Here is a 17,239-nt window from a genome sequence, read left to right as displayed (position 1 = left end):
GGCCTACTTCGTCCTCGTGTCGGGCAGGGGTGCGAGGGCGACCGGGCGGTCGCCGGGGGCGGGGGCGTCGTCGGGCGCGGACCGGACGACCTCGAGCGGCGCGCGCTCGGCGGGGGCGGGCAGGGAGCGCGCGAGCGCGAGCACGCGCGCCTTGTGCTCCTCGACGAGGCGGATCACGACCTCCATGGGCTCGGTCACGATGTAGCGCGAGCCGTCGATGAGCGTCACGCGCGTGTCCGGGTTGGTCTCGACGCGGGCCACCAGGTCCGCGTTGATCGCGATGCGCTCGGAGCTGAAGCGCGTGAGGACGATCACGGCTCTCCCTTCGGGTGGGACGGGTCCGGGTCAGGTGCGGACGGGTTCGGGACGGAGGTGCGGGTCGGAAGGCGGTGCGGGGTCCAGCGCGGGGTTCGGTGGGGTGCCTCCCGGTCGGGCCGGGAGGCACCCCACCGCGCCCGGGTCAGCGCTTGAGGTTGACGAGCTCGGTGAGCACCTCGTCGGACGTCGTGATCACGCGCGAGTTCGCCTGGAACCCGCGCTGCGACACGATGAGGTTGGTGAACTCCTGCGAGAGGTCGACGTTCGACATCTCGAGAGCGCCCGCGGTGATCGAGCCGAGGCCCGGGTCGCCCGCGGCGCCGACCAGCAGGTCGCCCGAGTACTGCGTCGCCGCGAAGAGCGAGTCGCCCGCCTTCTCGAGCCCGCCGGCGTTGGTGAACGTCGCGAGCGCGACCTGGCCGAGGACCTCGGTCCGGCCGTTCGAGTAGCGGCCGACGATCGAGCCGTCGCCGGAGACGGAGTACGACGTGAGCGACCCGGCGGCCCCGCCGTCCTTGCTCGCGACGGCGACGTTGGACAGCCCCGCGTACGAGGTGAGCCCGTCGAGGCCGACCGTCACGCCGCCGACGGCGAGGGACCCGCCGCCGGTCAGGGCGCCGCCGGTGAACGTCAGGGCCTGCGGGCCGGCGAGCGTGGCGCCGGTCGCGCCGTCCCGGGCGCTCACGGACCAGCCGCCGCCTGCGGCCGTGAAGACGAGCGAGAGCTTGCTGGCCCGGCCCGCCGCGTCGAAGACCTCGACGTCGCGCACGAGCTCGGTGCCGTCCGCCGCGTCCGAGGGCAGGTTGCCCCCGAACGTCACGCCCGTGGTCGCGCGGGGCGGGATGACGTCCCCGACGGGGATCGTGAGGTTGCCGAGCGGGCTGCTCGTGTTCACCACGCCGTCGGTGGCGGTCCAGCCCTGGACGAGGTCGCCGCTCGCGTTGACGAGCCGGCCCGCGCCGTCGAACGTGAACCCACCGTTGCGCGTGTAGTACGCCTGGCCGCCCCGCTCGACGACGAAGAACCCGTCGCCGTCGATCATGAGGTCGGTCGGCACGCCCGTGGTCTGCGCGGCGCCCTGGGTGAACTGCGTCGTGATGGCGGCCGTCGTGACGCCGAGACCGATCTGCGCGGGGTTCGCGCCGCCGACCTGCTGGTCCGGCGCGACACCCGCCGCGACGAGCTGGGACAGTGTGTCCTGGAACTGGGTGCGCGAGGACTTGAAGCCCGTCGTGTTGACGTTCGCGATGTTGTTGCCCGTGACGTCCAGCATGTTCTGGTGGGCGCGCAGGCCGGAGATTCCGGTGTTGAGGGAGCGGAGCACGAGAGTCCTTTCGGGTCAGGCGGCGGAGCTGCCGTGGTCGTCGGTGGCGCCGTCCGTGGCTGCCGGGGTCCCGGTGGCATCCGTGCTGACCGAGGAGGTGACGGCGGAGACGTGGTCGAGGTCGACCGTCACCCCGCCGATCGTCACGGTGGGTACCGCGTCGCGGTACGACACCGCGGTGGCGGTGCCCGTGTGCTCGACGCCGTCGGCGTCGAGGTAGGAGACCTTGTTGCCCAGGAGGTCGGCGGCCGACTGGCGCATCTGGAGCGCGAACGACTCCTCGACGAGCCCGGTCATCCGCGTGAGCGCCTCCATCATGGCGAGCGACGTCGTCTGCGAGACGATCTCGCCGGTGTCCATGGAGCTGGACGGGTCCTGGTTGCGCAGCTGGGTCACGAGGAGCCCGAGGAAGAGCTCGCTGTCGTACTCCTGCTTGGGCGCGCGCACGCTCTTCGTGGCATACATCGATGCCGGCGCCGGCGCGCTCACGGGTTCGACGGGCACGTGGTTCCTCTCCTCAGACGAGGACGTCGAGGCGCCGGGCGGCGCCGTACGTCCTGCCGACCACTGTCGGCTCGGTCTCGGGCTCGGTGGCCCCTCGGTGCGGACGGCCCGGGCCGCGGTCGTGCGCGCCGGGCTCCTGCGGGTCGCGACGCGCCCCGGACCCGTCGGCGGTGGCACCGCGGCCGTCCCGACCGTCCCGACCATCCACAGCCGCGCCCGGTGCTCCCGCGTCCGCGACGGTGACCGACGACGCCCCGCCCGCGATGCCCGCGAGGTCGCGCCGCAGGTCGGCGACGATGGCGCGCAGCGCCTCGCGGCCCGTGTCGTGCGGCGCGTAGAGCTCGATGCGCAGGTCACCGCCCGCGACGTGCGCGCGGACCGTCACGGGCCCGAGGTTCTCGGGCGTCACGGAGAGCGTGAGCACGTGGTCGCCGTCGCCCGCCTCGGCGAGCCGGACGACGGGCCCGGCGACCTGCGCGTGCAGCGGCTGTGCCGGGTGCGACGCCGCCGCCGGGGCGGTCACCGCGGGCGTGCCCGCGGCCTGCGGGGCGGCGGGGGCCGCGACGGGCGCGGCGGCGAGGAGCTCCGCGGAGGCCCGCGGCGCGGCGTCCGGCGCGAGGGCCGTGCCCTCCGGGCCGGTCGGGGCTGGGGCCGTCGCGCCGTCCGCCTCCCCCGGCGCCGGGGCGACGGCGACGCCCCCGGGGCCGGTCGGCGCACCCGGCGCGGCGGGGACCGGCGCCCCCGGCGTGGCGGGGACCGGACCCGGCGGCGGGGTCGTGCTCGTCCCGGCCCCGGGCCCGGCGCTCGCCGGAGGTCCGGCCGTGGCGACGGCCTCTCCGGCAGCACCGCTCGCCCCCGTCGCGGCGGGCACGGTCGCCGGGCCGTCCGCCGTCGCCGTCGCGTCGGACGACCACGGCGCACCGGTCGGCGTCCGGGCCTCGCCCGGCCCGGCCGAGGCGGTGCCGACCGCCGGGGCTGTGCCGGGTACCGAGGTTGTGCCGGGTGCGCCCGGGCGGTCGGCCGTGGTCGGGGCGGGCGCACCCGGCGCCGCCGTGGCGTCGTCCGACGGCGCCGCGTCCACCGGACCGTGCGCGTCGCCGGGCGCCGCGTCGTCCCCGACGGCGGCAGCTGCCGCGCCGTCCGGCGTGGCGGTGCCGGCGAGCGCGCCGTCGAGACCGACGGGCGTCGCGTCGGGGAGCACCGGCAGGCCCGGCAGGCCGACGGGCACGGGCGGCCCGGCGGGCTGGTCGTCCGCGGCGGTCGCGCCGTCCGCCGAGGAGTCGGCGCCGGGGGTCCCGATGGTCGCCGGCCCGTCGGTCGAGGACCCGTCGGTCGAGAGCTCGGCGGTCGAGGTGCTGGCGGTCGAGGACCCGGCGGCGGTCGTGCCGTCGTCGACGGCCCGGTCGCCAGGGGTGCCGCCGGGAAGCCGCGCGGGCTCGGGGCGGCTGCGGGCCGCCTCGCCGAGCGCGGCGTCGAAGCTGCGGCCGAACGCGTCGGCCGACGCTCCGGACGCCGCCCGGGGTCGCGCCGTCGTGGCCGGTGCCGGGGCCGCGACCAGGGCGTTCGTGGTCAGGGTCATCGTGGTCCTCCTCAGCCGATCACGCGGCGGACGGTCGTCACGGAGGCGTCGGTGACGTCCGTGATCTCGACGGTGCGGCCGGGCTTGGGCGCGTGGATCATCTGCCCGTCACCCACGTAGATGCCGATGTGCTTGCCCCCGCGCTGCACCACGAGGTCGCCGGGGCGCGCCTCGGCGAGCGAGCCGACCTCGGTCCCCTGGCGCATCTGGTCGCGCGCGACGCGCGGCAGGTCGACGCCGTGCGCGGAGTACACGAGCTGGACGAGGCCCGAGCAGTCGAGGCCGCCCTCGCCGAGGCTCTCGCCGCCCCACACGTAGGGCACGCCGAGGTACTGGCGCGCCGTCTCGACGACCGACCGTCCCGCCACGCCGTCGGTCGCGCCGTCGGGCGCGCCGTCGGGCGCGGTCGCCGGGCCGGCGGGCGCCGCGGGCGCCGCGGGCACGACGGCCGCCCCCGCCGCGGAGCCCGGCGACGCCCCCGCCCCGAACAGCGCGCTGCGCGCGAGCTCGTCGGCGCCCGTCGCCCCGGACAGCGTGCCGAGCAGGCGCCCGACCACGTCCGAGCCGGTGCCCGCCGCGCCCGTCGTCGGCAGCGCCGCGAGCGCCGAGAGCGCCGACGCGAAGTCGGTCGCGCTCGTGGACGACGACGCCGGAGTCGACCGGCCGGGGGCGGTCACGACGTCGTGCAGCGCCACGATCTCCGTGCGGATCTCGCCCACGCGGGCGAGCGCCTGGGTCATGCTCACGTCGTCGACCCCCCGGCCGTCGTGCGCCGCGCGGCCGAGGCGATCTCGTCGAGCGCGGCCTGGTCGGCGCGCCCTTCCGCGCGGGCCGTCTCGGCGTCGTGCCGCTCCTCGAGCTTCTCGAGGCCCAGCGCGGCGGCGCGGGCGCGCGCGAGCTCCGCGCGCGCCTCGTCCACGGCGTGCGCGCGCACCCGCTCCTCGGACTCGAGCACGGAGAACAGCGCGCTCGCCGCGGCGCGCGAGGCCGCGAGCCCGGACAGCGCCGCGCTCGTCGTCGGGCGCTCGGGCGAGGCGTCGAGGTAGGCGGCGAGACCGCCCGCCTCCTCCACGGTGCGCGCGAGGTCCGCGTGCGCTCCCGCGAGCGCCGCCTTGGCGCCGTCCTCCTCGAGGCGGCGCAGGCGCAGCACGCCCGCGAGCCGGAACTTCCCCGCCATCAGTCCTCCCCTCCGGCCAGCACCTGGGTGAGCCGCGTGAGGCGCGCCCACGACTCCTCGGCCGGCGTCCTGTCGGTCATGACCTGCTGCAGGAAGGCGTCGATCGCCCCCTGGTGCTCGAGGCTCGCGTCGACGAGGGGGTCGGTGCCCTTCTTGTACGCCCCGATGTCGAGGATGTCCTGCGCCTTGCGGCGCGCCGCGAGGACCCGGCGCAGCGTCAGCGCGACGGACCGCTGCTCGGGCGTGGTCACGCGCGACGCGACGCGCGAGACCGACGCGAGCGCGTCGACCGCCGGGTAGTGGCCCGAGACGGCGATGGACCGGTCGAGCACGACGTGCCCGTCGAGGATCGAGCGCGCCTGGTCGGCGATCGGCTCGTTGTGGTCGTCGCCGTCGACGAGGACGGTGTAGATCCCGGTGACGGAGCCCGTCGCCGCGGTGCCCGCGCGCTCGAGCAGGTTCCCCATGAGGGAGAACGTCGACGGGGGGTAGCCGCGGGTCGCGGGGGGCTCCCCCACGGACAGCCCGATCTCGCGCTGCGCCATGGACACGCGCGTGAGGGAGTCCATCATGAGGACGACGTGCGACCCGGCCTCCCGGAACGACTCGGCGATCCGGGTCGCCGTGAAGGCTGCGCGCCGGCGCATCATCGCGGGCTCGTCGGACGTCGCGACGACGACGACCGACCGGGCCAGGCCCTCGGGGCCGAGGTCGTCCTCGAGGAACTCGCGCACCTCGCGCCCGCGCTCGCCGACGAGCGCGATGACCGACACCTCGGCGTCGGTCCCGCGCGCGACCATCGACAGCAGCGAGGACTTGCCGACGCCGGAGCCGGCGAACAGCCCGATGCGCTGCCCCCGGCCGAGCGTGGTGAGCGTGTCGAGGACCCGCACGCCGGTCTGGAGCGGCGTGTCGATGCGCGCCCGCTCCATCGCGGCGGGCGCGTCCGCGTCCACGGGCACGCGGGGCGCGCGCCCGAGCGGGCCGCGCCCGTCCACGGGGCGGCCGAGCGCGTCGACCACGCGGCCGAACAGCCCGCGCCCGGTCGGGACGAGGACCCCGGTGCCGCGCGTGCGCACCGGGTCGCCCGCGCGGATACCGGAGAGCCGGCCGAGCGGCATGCAGCGCGTCCTGCCCTCGGCGGTCGCGACGACCTCCGCGTCGAGGGGGTGCGGGCCGTCGCCGACGTGGACGAGGTCGCCGATGCCGCAGCTCAGGCCCGCGACCTCGAGGCTCAGCCCGACGGCCGACGTCACGACGCCGACCCGCTCGGGCCGCGCCACCGCGACGAGGGACTCGAGCGCGGGCGGGCGGGAGTGCGGGCGGGACGCGCCCGCCGCGGTGCGCGTGCTCGGGGCGGCCGAGCCGACCGGGGCCGTCACGACGACCCTCCGGACGCGCCGGGCCCGGCGTCGGGCGTGAGGTCGGGCCCGACGTCGAGCAGCGCCAGCTCGGCCCGCGCCCGGTCGACGGCGGCGCGCACGCGCGCGTCGAGGAAACCGTGCTCGAGCTCCGCGACGGCGTCGCCGCGGTCGAGCGACGCGTCCGCGACGAGGCGGACGTCGTCGACCCCGGCCTCGGTCAGCAGGCTCACGTCGTCGGGGTGCAGCCGGACGGCGACGACCGCGCCGTCGGCCACGGCCGTCGCGCGCGCGAGGGCCGCGCGGGCGGCCCCCGGCCGGTCGGTGAGCTCGTACCCGAGGACCGACCCCGCGAGGTCGAGCGCGCCCCGGACCGTGGCGTCCTGCGCCGCGGCGACGACGGGGACCGTCCGCTCGCCGAGCGCCCGGGCGGCCTCGCGCAGGACGGCGACCGCGCGCGCGGTCCGCTCGTCGCGCTCGGCGGTGCGCCGCGCGTGGTCCGCCTCGAGCGCGGCGCGCAGGCGCTCCGCCTCGTCGCGGGCCGCGCGGGCCCCGGCCGCGTAGCCGGCGGCGTACCCGCGGGCCGACGCCGCCGCCTCGACCTCCGCGACGCGGTCGCTGCGCAGGACCGGCACGGCCCGCGGAACGAAGTAGGCGTCAGTAGACAAGCTCGTCCCCGTCCGTGCGGTGGATCGTGATCTTCTCGTCGGCCTCGAGGTTGCGGACGACGCGGACGATCTCCGCGCGCGCCTCCTCGACCTGGCTGATGCGCACCCCGCCGAGCCCGGCGACCTCCTCCTCCAGCAGCGCCCGGTTGCGCTCGGAGATGTTCTTCGTGATCGTCTCGACGACCTTGGCGGTCGTGCCCTTCATGGCGAGCGCGAGCACCGACATCTCGACGCCGCGCAGGATGATCTGCACGTCGCGCGCCTCGAACGAGGCGATGTCCTCGAAGGTCAGCATGCGCGAGCGGACCTCCTCGGCGAGCTGCGGGTCGCGGGCCTCGAGCCCTTCGAGGACCGCCTTCTCGGTGGCGCCGTCGGAGCGGTTGATGATGTCGACGAGCGGCTGGACGCCGCCGAGGATCTCGACCGGCTGGCGCGGGGTGATGCTCGCGCCCATGCGGGTGCGGAACTGCTCCGACACGATCTTCACCGCGTCGGGCGACGCGGTGCCCATGGTCGCGAGCGCCTGCGCGACGTCGGTGCGGTAGTCGTCGGCCAGCTTGGCGAGCACCGCGGACGCGACGCCCGAGCTGAGGTGCGCGAGGACGAGCGCGACGGTCTGCGGGTGCTCGCCGTCGAGCAGGGACACGATCTGTCCCGGCTCGGTGCCGTCGAGGTACTCGAACGCCTTGCCCTGCATGCTCGCGACGAGGCGCTCGACGACGTCGGCCGCCCGGTCGGCGCCCATCGACGCCTCGAGCAGCCCGACGGCGAAGTCCTTGCCCCCGCGCGGGCGCGGCGTGCCGGACAGCGCCATGTCGTAGAACTCGTCGAGGGCCGCGACCGCCAGCTCCTCGTCCACCACCTGGGTGCGCATGATCTCGGCGGCGACCTCGGAGGCCTCCTCCTCGGAGAGCAGCGACAGGACCGTCGCCGCCCGCTCCTGGCTGAGCTGCATGAGCACCAGGGCGACCTTCTGCACCCCGCTCATCGCGGCGACCTTGCGCGCGGCCTCGGTCGCGAGCGCCGCGGCGGCGGGGTCGAGGGCGGCCGCCAGGCCGGCGGCGCCGGTGCCCGCGGGCGCCGTCTCCGGCGGTGCCGTCGTGACGCTCATCGCTGCGCCCCCGCCCGGTCCTCGGCGAGCAGCACCCGCAGGTACTCGGCCGTCTTGTCGGGGTCGGTCGCCGCGAGCGCGTCGATCTCGGCCCGACGCTGGTCGAGGCTCGTGAACCGCGGGGTCGGCGGCTGGATCTCCGGCCGCTCGGGCACGGGCTCGAGCTCGCCCTGGCCGCCGCCGGACAGGAGCGCCGGGTGCTCGTCGTCGCGGTCGAGCTCGTGCAGGGTCGTCATACGGAGGTCCTCGAGGTCGACCGTCTCGCGCCGCTCGCGGCGACGACGGGCGCGCCGCACGGCCACGAGCACGATCACCAGGGCGATGAGCACCCCGGCGACGACCGCCGCGGTGCGCAGCATCTGCGCCCGGCTCTCGGCGGCGGCCGCCTCCTCCGCCGCGGCGAGCGCGGCCTGGGCCGACTCCGCGGCGCCCGTGTCGAACGGCAGCACCGCGACCTCGACGGTGTCCCCGCGCTCGGCGTCGATGCCGGCGGCGGCGGAGACCATCGCGGTGATCGCGGCCGTGTCCATGCCCCGGGCCACCTCAGCGTCGAGCGCGACGGACACGGCCTGCCGGGTCAGCGCGCCGGCGGGCGTCGTCGTGGTCTCGGTGACCTTGTCGATCGCGTTGTTGCGCGTGGCGTCCTCCGACGTGTAGCTGCTGTCGGCGCCCGCGCCGCCGGGGACGGCGATGTTGTCCGGGCCGAGCACCCCGGCCTGGCCCCCGGCCCCGCCGGTGTACTCCTCGGTCGTCGTGGACTCGTTGAGGACGGGTCCGCCCTCCGGGGTGCGGAACGTCTCCTCGAGACGCTCGGAGCTCGCCACGTCCATCTGGGCGGTGACGGCGACGGTCGAGTTCCCGGCGCCGACGACACGGTCGAGCATCGCCTGCACCTGCCCGGAGACCTTCTCCTCGTACTGCCCGGCCTGCTCGCCCGACGACCGCGCCCCGACGCCGACCTCGGAGAGCACCTCGCCCTGCGCGTCGACGACTGCGACGTCGGTGGGCGCCATGCCGTCGATCGACGCCGAGACGAGGTGGACCATCGCCTCGACCTGCTCGGTCGTGAGCTTCTGGCCCCGGGCGGGAGCGACGAACACCGACGCGGTCGGGGTGCCCTGCTCGGCCGCGAAGACCGTCTCCTCGGGGATCGCGAGCTGGACGGTCGCCGTCTCGACGCCGTCCATCGCGGAGAGGGTGCGGGCGAGCTCGCCCTCGAGCGCGCGCTTGTACGTCACGTCCTGCTGGAACTCGCTCGACGTGACGCCCATCTCGTCGAGCAGCGAGTAGCCGCCCGTCGACTCGTCGGCGGGCAGGCCGGCCGTCGCGGCCGCGAGCCGCTGCTCGTAGACCCGTTCCTCGGGGACGAGCACCGTGCCGCCGCCGTCGGTCAGCTCGTAGGGCACGCCCTGCGACCGGAGCTGGTCGACGATCGCGGCGGCGTCCGCGCTCGACATGCCGGAGAACAGGGGCGTGTAGCTGGGGCGCGACGCCCACGACACGAGCGCGACGATCCCGACCACGAGGATCGCGAGGGCGAGCAGCGCGAGCGTGCGCTGGGCGATGGTGAAGTCGCGGACGGCGCCGAACGCGCGGCCGAACGTCGACCTGATCTTCTCGGGCATCGTCAGGCCTGCATCCTCATGATCTCGTTGAACGCGTCGACCGCCTTGTTGCGCACGGCGGCGACGAGCTCGAGGGTCGTCTGGGCACGGGTGGAGGCGATGGTCGCCTGGTGGACGCTCTCGAGGTCGCCCGTGACGGCGGCGATCGCCAGCTCGTTCGCGGCGCCCTGGAGCTGCTGCGTGCTGTCGACCGCGCCGCCCAGCACGTCGGCGAAGGCGCTCGCGCCCGCGGCACCGGTCGACCCGGTCGCGGCGGCGGCGGTCGCGGAGAGGCTCTCGACGCCGGTGAGGTACCCGGTGCCGGTCGTGGCCTCGACGGAGGGGATGGGCATGAGGATCACTTCCCGATCTGGAGTGCTGCTTCGTAGGCCGTCTTGGCGCGGTCGATCACGGCGGCGTTCGCCTGGTAGCCGCGCTGGGCGAGGATGAGGCTCCCCATCTGCTCGGACATGTCGATGTCCGGGTAGCGCACGTAGCCGTCCTCGTCCGCGAGCGGGTGGTCCGGCTCGTACGTGAGCCGACCCTCCGCGCTCCCCCACGCCGCCCCGGCGACGTACGCGCCGGGGTTCTTCTCGCCGCCCTCGGTGGCGAGGACGTAGCGGGCGCGGAACGCCGCGTCGTCGGTCGACGTGACGGTGTTGACGTTGGCGAGGTTGTCCGCGACGGCGTCGAGCCACTTGCGGTGCAGGGTGAGGCCGGTGCCGGCGATGCCGAGAGCGTCGTAGGTCATGTCAGGCCGTCCGCATCGCCGCGCGCAGGGCGGCGGCCTCGCCGCCGACGGCCTGGGTCGCGAACTGGTAGCGCAGGACGGTGTCGACGTTCGAGACGGTCTCGGTGTCGAGGTTGACGTTCGAGCCGTCGAGCCGGGTCGGCTCGAGCGAGCGGTCGACGGTGAAGGCGGTGCGCCGGGCGTCGCCGTCGGCGACGGAGGCCGCCAGCGCCTCCTCGAACTGCACCCGCTTCGCGGTGTAGCCCGGGGTGTTGATGTTGGCGACGTTCTCGGCGATGGCGCTCTGCCGGGCGGACAGCCCGTCCAGCGCGCTCTGGATCGCTACGGAGGTGACGGAGTCGAACACGGTCGCGGATTCCCCACGTCGTCGGTGTCGGCCGTCCGATGGCCTGCGGGGGGAGCGGTCCGTGCTCACCCTGAGCCGACGACGACCGAGGGGCCGCCGCCGTGCGTCGTGCACGCGCAGCGGGGACGCGTGCTGCGCGGTCGGTCGTGTGCTCACCCGACCCCTATGCAGGGTCGCGACGCGTGAGCCGTGCTCGCCCGGGAGCGCCGCCGGGCCGGAGGTGTCGCGAGGGTCAGGCGCTCACGTCGAGGTACGCCGCCGCCGTCGAGTCGTGGGCGCGCGGCACGCACGTCAGGGCACGGGAGTGCCGCCGGTTCTCCACGATGGCCGCGTGCAGGCGGTCCACCACGTCGGCCTGGCGGACCAGGACCTCGAGCGCGCGGTCCACGAGCTCGGCCGGGAGCCGCCCCAGCCCGGTCGGAGGGGTCCACGCGGCCAGGTGGGCGACGGCCGTCTCGCTGGCGTGCTCGCCCGCGACCGACGCCATCGCGTCGAGCTCGTCGAGGGCACGGGCCCAGGCCGTGAGCGTGCCCGCGCGGTCAGGCGACACCGGTCGCTCCGCCGCCGTGCGCCGCAGCGCTCCCGTGCCCGGCGGGCAGCACCTCCGCGGCCTGGCGCCACGTCTCCTGGAGCGGCACGACGATCTCGAGGACCTCGTGCGTGCGCCCGATGTCGCGGTGGACGTTCGCGGCGACCAAGGCTTCGTGGACGTAGACGTAGAGGGCCATGAGGTCCTCGGCACCGTCCCAGACCGTGGTGTCGAGCGAGCCCATGAGCTCGGCCACGATCGCCTGCGCGTGCAGGAGCTGCTCGGACGCGGCGGCCCACCGCTCCTCGCCCTGCGCGGCCTCGGCCCGGCGCAGGTCGAGCACGAGACGGTCGTAGAGCAGCGTCAGCAGGCGCGCGGGGGACGCTGTGAGGATGGCGTCGCGCCCGTAGGCGCTCCGGGCGAGGTGGGTCACGGCGGTTCCTTCGCGGGAGGTGCGGCTCAGCGCTTCGAGGACGAGGAGGGCATGAGGGTCGCGAGCTGGCCCGTCAGCCACTGCTGCTGCGAGTCGAGCTTGGCGAGCTGGACCTCCATGACGGTGTACTGCGCGGTGAGGCGCTTGAAGCGCTGCTCGAGCCGCTGGTCCCACCTGGCGATCTGGTCGTCCAGGCGGGTGGCCTGGGTCTCGCGGTTCTTGACGGACGTCGTGAGGAGGCCGTCGTACTTGTCGGAGAGCATCTCGGAGGCCTTCTGGACGCGCGTCGCGACCTGCGTGAACGTGCTCATCGTCGTGTCGGGGTCGGCGGCGAGGGCCGCCGAGAGCTTCTCGGCGTCGAACGTGACCTCGCCGTAGCGCGTGATCTCGATGCCGATCGACGACAGGGACGCCCCGTCCACCGGGTCCGTGACGGCCCCGAGCAGCGACTGGCGCGCGTTGCGCACGATGGACTCCCCGGCGAGCGTCGCGCCGGAGGTCGAGCCGTCCGACCCGATCGTCACCTTGGTCTGCGTCCCGATGCGCGCGAGGATCGCGCTCACGGCGTCGACGAGGCTGCGGACCTTGTTCGCACGCGCCTCGGGGTCCTCGCCGACGGTGACGGTCACGGGGTCGGCGGACGCCTTCGAGACGGTGACGTCGATGCCGGGGAGGAGGTCGGTGAACGTGCTCGACGCCGAGGTGACGGTCTGCTCGGCGGCGGTGCCGGCCCACAGGCGCACCACGGAGTCGGCGGCCGCCGTGACGGTGGCCGCGCCGGGAGCGGCGAGCAGGTTCGTCGCGGTGCCGGCGTCCACCTCGGCGGCGGTCCCGGCGTGGAACGAGAACGCGCCCGCGGCGCCCGTCGCGGCGCCCGTGAGCTGGAGGCGGTAGAGCTTCTCCCCCGTCGCGGCGTCGGTGCCCGCGCCGACCTTGACCGCGGTGACGCCCGCGTCGGCGCGGTTGATCGCCGCGACGACGTCGTCGAGCGACGTGGAGGCCGCGGTCAGCTCGGTGTGCTCGCCCGCGGCGTCCGTGAGGGTGAAGCGCGTGGTGGGAGCCGTCGTGAGGGTCGCGGTGACCGACTTCTGCGCGGTGGCGACGGCGTCGACGACGACGTCGATGCTCCCCGGAGAGGCGCCGGCGCGGGCGGCGACCGAGACCGCGTCGGACGAGCCCTTCGCGGTGAAGAGCGCGAGCGCGTCGCCGGCGGTGAGCTCCTTGGCGAGCTTCGCGAGCGCGGCCACGCGCGTGTTGAGGTCCTGGAGCGCGGTGATCTCGGAGCGCTCGGCCTTGACCTTGGCCTGGAGCTGCTGCTGCGGGATCGACTCGACGGCGATGAGCTGCTTGACGAGGTCTGCCGTGTTGAGACCGCTCGACAGCCCGGTGAAGGAGATGCCCACGCGGATCACCTCCAGGTGTGGGACGGGGGACGTGCTGGGGACGTGGTGCGGAGAAGACCCGGCGGACGGCGCGGAGGGCGGTCCGTGCCGCCCGCCGGGTGGCCGTCAGGGTCAGCCGAGGAGCTGGAGGACTCCCGAGCTGGCCTGGTTCGCCTGGGCCAGCATCGCGGTGCCGGCCTGGGACAGGATGTTGGTGCGCGAGTAGTTCATCATCTCCTTGGCCATGTCGACGTCGCGGATGCGCGACTCGGCGGAGGTCAGGTTCTCCGTCGCGACGTTGATGTTGGAGATCGCGTACTCCAGGCGGTTCTGCGTCGCACCCAGGCCCGAGCGAGCCGTCGACACGGCCTTGAGCGCCGTGTCGATCGTCTCGATCGCCGCCTGCGCGTTCGCCGCCGTGTTCACCGTGAGGGAGCTGCCGCCCGCGGCGGCGTACACGCCCGCCTCGATGACCGTCTGGAGGTCGTTGGTGGTGAGGTCGATGGTGATGGTGTTGCCGTCACCGGTGCCCTCGGCGCCGACCTGGACCGTGAGGTCGGTCGCGCTGGACTTGAGCAGGTCGATGCCGTTGAAGTTCGTCGAGTCGACGATCCGGTCGAGCTCGTCCGCGAGCTCGTCGAGCTCCGACTTGATGGCGGTGCGCGCGTCGGCGTTGTTCGTGTCGTTCGCCGCCTGCACCGACAGGTCGCGCATGCGCTGCAGGATCGACTGCGCCTCACCCAGCGCACCTTCCGCCGTCTGCACGACGCTGATGCCGTCCTGCGCGTTGCGCGCCGCGACGCTGTAACCGTTCACCTGGGCCTTGAGACCCTCGGCGATCGACAGACCCGCGGCGTCGTCCGCCGCACGGTTGATCCGCAGACCCGAGGACAGCTTCTCCAGCGACTTGCTCTGGCTGTTCTGGGTGCTCGTGAGGTTCCGGTACGTGTTGAGTGCCGAGACGTTCGTGTTGACGCTGAAGCCCATGATGAGTCCTCCGTGAGACGGGCGAGTGGATGATCCCCCAGCCCATCCATGGGCCGGTCACCGAGCACTCTCGGCACCCACCATCCCGTCGTGGGGGGCGACTTTCGACGAGTTCCCCGTCCCGTCGGGGGGCGCCCGCGGTGCGCAGCACGACGGCGCCGCACCGGGTGCTCCGGTGCGACGCCGTCGGTGGGGACGGCCGCGCGGGACCGGCCGCGCGGCCGTCAGGATCAGCCGAGGAGCTGGAGGACTCCCGAGCTGGCCTGGTTCGCCTGGGCCAGCATCGCGGTGCCGGCCTGGGACAGGATGTTGGTGCGCGAGTAGTTCATCATCTCCTTGGCCATGTCGACGTCGCGGATGCGCGACTCGGCGGAGGTCAGGTTCTCCGTCGCGACGTTGATGTTGGAGATGGCGTACTCCAGGCGGTTCTGCGTCGCACCCAGGCCCGAGCGAGCCGTCGACACGGCCTTGAGCGCCGTGTCGATCGTCTCGATCGCGGCCTGCGCACCGGCGGCGGTCGCGACGTTGAGCGACGTCCCGCCGTTGGCGGCGTCGTAGACGCCGGCCTCGATGATGCCCTGCAGGTCGTTGGTGGTGAGGTCGATCGAGATGGTGTTGCCACCGCCGGCACCCTCGGCGCCGACCTGGACCGTGAGGTCCGTCGCCGTCGACTTGAGCAGGTCGATGCCGTTGAAGTTCGTCGAGTCGACGATCCGGTCGAGCTCGTCCGCGAGCTCGCCCAGCTCCGAGCTGATGGCGGTGCGCGCGTCGGCGTTGTTCGTGTCGTTCGCCGCCTGCACCGACAGGTCGCGCATGCGCTGCAGGATCGACTGCGCCTCACCCAGCGCACCTTCCGCCGTCTGCACGACGCTGATGCCGTCCTGCGCGTTGCGCGCCGCGACGCTGTAACCGTTCACCTGGGCCTTGAGACCCTCGGCGATCGACAGACCCGCGGCGTCGTCCGCCGCACGGTTGATCCGCAGACCCGAGGACAGCTTCTCCAGCGACTTGCTCTGGCTGTTCTGGGTGCTCGTGAGGTTCCGGTACGTGTTGAGTGCCGAGACGTTCGTGTTGACGCTGAAGCCCATGATGAGTCCTCCGTGAGACGGGCGAGTGGATGATCCCCCAGCCCATCCGTGGGCCGGTCACCGAGCACTCTCGGCACCCACCGCCACGTCGTGGCCAGTGACCTGCGTCACTTTTCGGGAGCTCAGGAGCCTCAGCCCAGGAGCTGCAGCACCGACGACGGCGCCTGGTTGGCCTGGGCGAGCATCGCCGTCCCCGCCTGCGCGAGCACGTTCAGGCGCGCGCCGTCGCGCAGCTCCTGGGCGAGGTCGGCGTCCCGGATCCGCGACTCCGCCGCGCGCAGGTTCTCCCCCGTGCTGCCGGCGACGCGCGCCGCGTGGTCGAGCCGGTTGATCGTCGCGCCCATGCGCGAGCGCTCCTCCGAGACGCGCGAGATCGCGCGGTCGATCGCCTCGACCGCCGCACGCGAGGTCATGTGCGCGAGCTCGGGGTACCCCGCGCCGGTCAGGCTCACGCGCAGGTCGCCGTCGCCCGCGACGAGCACGGACGACACCGCCCACGTCACCCGCGGGAGCTGGACGGCGATCGTCGAGGCGGCGTCCCCCTCGGCACCGACCTGGAAGGTCACCGTCGGCTCGCTCGCGAGGAGGAGCTGGTCGGCGAAGGCCGACTCGTTGTGGGTCCGGCTCACCTCGCGCGCGAGCGCCGACAGCTCGTCCTCCATCGCGGCGCGCGCGTCCGGCCCGTTCGTGTCGTTCGCGGCCTGGAGCGCGAGCTCGCGCATGCGCTGGAGCATGCCCTGGATGCCGCCGAGCGCGCCGTCCGCCGTCTGGAGCATGGCGACCGCGTCCGCCGCGTTGCGCTGCGCGACGGCGCTGCCGTTCGCCTGGGCCCGCAGGCCCTCCGCCGTCGTCAGGCCCGCGGAGTCGTCCGCGGCGGTGGTGATCCGCAGGCCGGACGCGAGCCGCTCCGCCGACGCGCCCTGCTCGCGCTGCGTCGTCGCGAGGCGGCGGTACGTCGTCGTCGCCGCCACGTTCGTCACGATCGAGAGACCCATGCGTGCGCTCCTGTCCCGCGCGGCCCCGGGCGGGCCGGCTCGTCCGGTACCGGCCCGTCACCTCGACCGGCCTGCTCCTGGGGACTGTCGGACGCCGCGGCCCGACGGTGGCCGACGTCGACCGACGCCGGTCGACGCCGTCGCGCCCCGGGTCACGACGCCGCGGGCACCGCCCAGGCGGACCGCTGCGTGGCACCGCCCGCGACGCGCTCGCCCATCGCGGCGAGGTACTCCCGCCGGCGGGCCGTGAGCGGCGCGGCCGGGCCCTTCGCCTCGCGGCCCGAGTAGTGGGCCTCGAGCCCCTCGCGGAGCAGGCGGACCGCCTCGATCCGCGCGTGCGAGACGGTCGAGTGGCTGATCCCCAGCTCGGCGGCGAGGTCGCCGACGCTGCGCCCCGCGAAGTACACCTGCTCGACGACGTGCCGCAGCTGGTCCGGCAGCGCCGCCACCGCCTCGCGCACCACGTGCCGTTCCTCGACGGACAGGACCTGCTCCTCCGGGGTCGGCGCCTCGAGCGCGACGTGGTCGTAGGTGGTGTCCTCCATCGCCACGATCGAGCGGCCGGCGTCGTCCCGGGCCGCGCGCACGTCCGCGACCGCGACGCCCATCGCCTCGGCGACCTGCGCGTCGGTCGGCTCGCGACCGAGGGACGCGGTGAGCGACGCCGTCACGGCCGTCAGCGCCTTGATGCGGCGGCGCGCCGAGCGCGGGGCCCAGTCCTGCGAGCGCAGCTCGTCGGCGAGCGCCCCCACGATGCGGCGCCGCGCGTACGCGCCGAACGGGACGCCGCGGGTCGGGTCGAAGCTCGTGGCCGCCGTGGTGAGGGCGACGGCGCCGACCGACGCGAGATCCTCGCGCGAGAGGTGGTCGGCCCGCGCGCACAGGTCGGAGACGAGGAAGCCGACGAGGGCAAGGTTGTCGACGACGAGAGCGTTGCGCTCGGAGAGGTTCACGCCGAAGCACCTTTCTGCTGGGGCGGGCCCGGTACGGCACCGGGAGACGCGGGTGAGGCACGCGGTGGCACCGCGTCCTGACCTCTCCCATGCAGCGGGCGCGGGGATCAGCCGCCACATCCGCACCGC

At 74.8% G+C, this 17,239-nt stretch carries 20 protein-coding genes; all 20 read right to left on the bottom strand.

Annotation, left to right across the window (positions count from 1 at the left end):
- Positions 1–3: 3 nt before the first annotated feature.
- The gene (locus HKK73_RS04260; RefSeq protein ID WP_034652796.1) at positions 4–315 is read right to left on the bottom strand and encodes a flagellar FlbD family protein; all 312 of its coding nucleotides are present in this window, start codon (positions 313–315) and stop codon (positions 4–6) included.
- A 145-nt stretch (positions 316–460) separates the two neighbouring features.
- Positions 461–1,642 carry a flagellar hook protein FlgE gene (locus tag HKK73_RS04255; RefSeq protein ID WP_086149048.1) on the bottom strand — a complete coding sequence of 394 codons (1,182 nt, stop codon included), beginning with the start codon at positions 1,640–1,642 and terminating at the stop codon, positions 461–463.
- A 15-nt stretch (positions 1,643–1,657) separates the two neighbouring features.
- Positions 1,658–2,146, bottom strand: coding sequence for a flagellar hook capping FlgD N-terminal domain-containing protein (locus tag HKK73_RS04250; protein ID WP_233139604.1), 489 nt, complete (start codon positions 2,144–2,146; stop codon positions 1,658–1,660).
- A gap of 13 nt (positions 2,147–2,159) precedes the next feature.
- A complete protein-coding gene (locus HKK73_RS04245; protein WP_171467507.1) occupies positions 2,160–3,725 on the bottom strand; it encodes a flagellar hook-length control protein FliK in 1,566 nt (521 codons plus the stop codon).
- A gap of 11 nt (positions 3,726–3,736) precedes the next feature.
- Entirely contained in the window at positions 3,737–4,465 is a 729-nt protein-coding gene (locus HKK73_RS04240) for a C40 family peptidase (RefSeq protein ID WP_171467506.1), read from the bottom strand.
- Positions 4,466–4,467: 2 nt separating this feature from the next.
- Positions 4,468–4,902, bottom strand: coding sequence for a flagellar FliJ family protein (locus HKK73_RS04235; protein ID WP_043660553.1), 435 nt, complete (start codon positions 4,900–4,902; stop codon positions 4,468–4,470).
- Entirely contained in the window at positions 4,902–6,185 is a 1,284-nt protein-coding gene (locus HKK73_RS04230; protein WP_253705895.1) for a FliI/YscN family ATPase, read from the bottom strand. The genes HKK73_RS04235 and HKK73_RS04230 overlap by 1 nt, the downstream gene beginning before the upstream one ends.
- Before the next feature lie 95 nt (positions 6,186–6,280).
- Positions 6,281–6,931 (bottom strand): FliH/SctL family protein, encoded by a 651-nt coding sequence (locus tag HKK73_RS04225; RefSeq protein WP_144680714.1) that lies wholly within the window; start codon positions 6,929–6,931, stop codon positions 6,281–6,283.
- Positions 6,921–8,042: a flagellar motor switch protein FliG gene (gene fliG, locus HKK73_RS04220; protein WP_081600280.1), complete on the bottom strand. Its 1,122-nt coding sequence runs from the start codon at positions 8,040–8,042 to the stop codon at positions 6,921–6,923. Before fliG ends, HKK73_RS04225 begins: the two co-directional genes overlap by 11 nt.
- Positions 8,039–9,667, bottom strand: a complete 1,629-nt coding sequence (gene fliF, locus HKK73_RS04215; RefSeq protein WP_144721647.1) for a flagellar basal-body MS-ring/collar protein FliF — start codon at positions 9,665–9,667, stop codon at positions 8,039–8,041. Before fliF ends, fliG begins: the two co-directional genes overlap by 4 nt.
- Positions 9,668–9,669: 2 nt before the next feature.
- Positions 9,670–9,999, bottom strand: a complete 330-nt coding sequence (fliE, locus tag HKK73_RS04210; protein ID WP_043658833.1) for a flagellar hook-basal body complex protein FliE — start codon at positions 9,997–9,999, stop codon at positions 9,670–9,672.
- A 5-nt stretch (positions 10,000–10,004) separates the two neighbouring features.
- The gene (locus HKK73_RS04205; protein ID WP_021482578.1) at positions 10,005–10,397 is read right to left on the bottom strand and encodes a flagellar basal body rod protein FlgC; all 393 of its coding nucleotides are present in this window, start codon (positions 10,395–10,397) and stop codon (positions 10,005–10,007) included.
- Between the two features lies 1 nt (position 10,398).
- A complete protein-coding gene (locus tag HKK73_RS04200) occupies positions 10,399–10,743 on the bottom strand; it encodes a flagellar basal body protein (RefSeq protein WP_021482579.1) in 345 nt (114 codons plus the stop codon).
- Positions 10,744–10,975: 232 nt separating this feature from the next.
- Positions 10,976–11,293 carry a hypothetical protein gene (locus tag HKK73_RS04195; RefSeq protein ID WP_171467504.1) on the bottom strand — a complete coding sequence of 106 codons (318 nt, stop codon included), beginning with the start codon at positions 11,291–11,293 and terminating at the stop codon, positions 10,976–10,978.
- The gene (gene fliS / locus HKK73_RS04190; RefSeq protein ID WP_021483132.1) at positions 11,283–11,705 is read right to left on the bottom strand and encodes a flagellar export chaperone FliS; all 423 of its coding nucleotides are present in this window, start codon (positions 11,703–11,705) and stop codon (positions 11,283–11,285) included. The genes HKK73_RS04195 and fliS overlap by 11 nt, the downstream gene beginning before the upstream one ends.
- A gap of 26 nt (positions 11,706–11,731) precedes the next feature.
- Positions 11,732–13,108: a flagellar filament capping protein FliD gene (gene fliD / locus HKK73_RS04185; RefSeq protein ID WP_043658829.1), complete on the bottom strand. Its 1,377-nt coding sequence runs from the start codon at positions 13,106–13,108 to the stop codon at positions 11,732–11,734.
- Between the two features lie 111 nt (positions 13,109–13,219).
- The gene (locus HKK73_RS04180) at positions 13,220–14,074 is read right to left on the bottom strand and encodes a flagellin (RefSeq protein WP_086149055.1); all 855 of its coding nucleotides are present in this window, start codon (positions 14,072–14,074) and stop codon (positions 13,220–13,222) included.
- A gap of 230 nt (positions 14,075–14,304) precedes the next feature.
- A complete protein-coding gene (locus HKK73_RS04175) occupies positions 14,305–15,162 on the bottom strand; it encodes a flagellin (protein ID WP_171467503.1) in 858 nt (285 codons plus the stop codon).
- Positions 15,163–15,293: 131 nt separating this feature from the next.
- Complete coding sequence (locus HKK73_RS04170; RefSeq protein ID WP_085388480.1) at positions 15,294–16,157, bottom strand: flagellin; 864 nt, start codon at positions 16,155–16,157, stop codon at positions 15,294–15,296.
- A gap of 152 nt (positions 16,158–16,309) precedes the next feature.
- Positions 16,310–17,110: a sigma-70 family RNA polymerase sigma factor gene (locus HKK73_RS04165; RefSeq protein WP_043658103.1), complete on the bottom strand. Its 801-nt coding sequence runs from the start codon at positions 17,108–17,110 to the stop codon at positions 16,310–16,312.
- Between the last annotated feature and the right edge of the window lie 129 nt (positions 17,111–17,239).

The sequence above is a fragment of the Cellulosimicrobium sp. 72-3 genome (assembly GCF_013127315.1).
GTDB lineage: Bacteria > Actinomycetota > Actinomycetes > Actinomycetales > Cellulomonadaceae > Cellulosimicrobium > Cellulosimicrobium funkei.
This window is presented reverse-complemented; position numbering and strand designations above follow the sequence as displayed.

Excerpts from the sequence above, each read along its gene's own strand:
- HKK73_RS04245 (WP_171467507.1), bottom strand. The coding sequence starts at position 3,725 with ATGACCCTGACCACGAACGCCCTGGTCGCGGCCCCGGCACCGGCCACG.
- HKK73_RS04240 (WP_171467506.1), bottom strand. The coding sequence starts at position 4,465 with ATGACCCAGGCGCTCGCCCGCGTGGGCGAGATCCGCACGGAGATCGTG.
- HKK73_RS04235 (WP_043660553.1), bottom strand. The coding sequence starts at position 4,902 with ATGGCGGGGAAGTTCCGGCTCGCGGGCGTGCTGCGCCTGCGCCGCCTC.
- fliG (WP_081600280.1), bottom strand. The coding sequence starts at position 8,042 with ATGAGCGTCACGACGGCACCGCCGGAGACGGCGCCCGCGGGCACCGGC.
- fliF (WP_144721647.1), bottom strand. The coding sequence starts at position 9,667 with ATGCCCGAGAAGATCAGGTCGACGTTCGGCCGCGCGTTCGGCGCCGTC.
- fliE (WP_043658833.1), bottom strand. The coding sequence starts at position 9,999 with ATGCCCATCCCCTCCGTCGAGGCCACGACCGGCACCGGGTACCTCACC.
- HKK73_RS04205 (WP_021482578.1), bottom strand. The coding sequence starts at position 10,397 with ATGACCTACGACGCTCTCGGCATCGCCGGCACCGGCCTCACCCTGCAC.
- HKK73_RS04180 (WP_086149055.1), bottom strand. The coding sequence starts at position 14,074 with ATGGGCTTCAGCGTCAACACGAACGTCTCGGCACTCAACACGTACCGG.
- HKK73_RS04175 (WP_171467503.1), bottom strand. The coding sequence starts at position 15,162 with ATGGGCTTCAGCGTCAACACGAACGTCTCGGCACTCAACACGTACCGG.
- HKK73_RS04170 (WP_085388480.1), bottom strand. The coding sequence starts at position 16,157 with ATGGGTCTCTCGATCGTGACGAACGTGGCGGCGACGACGACGTACCGC.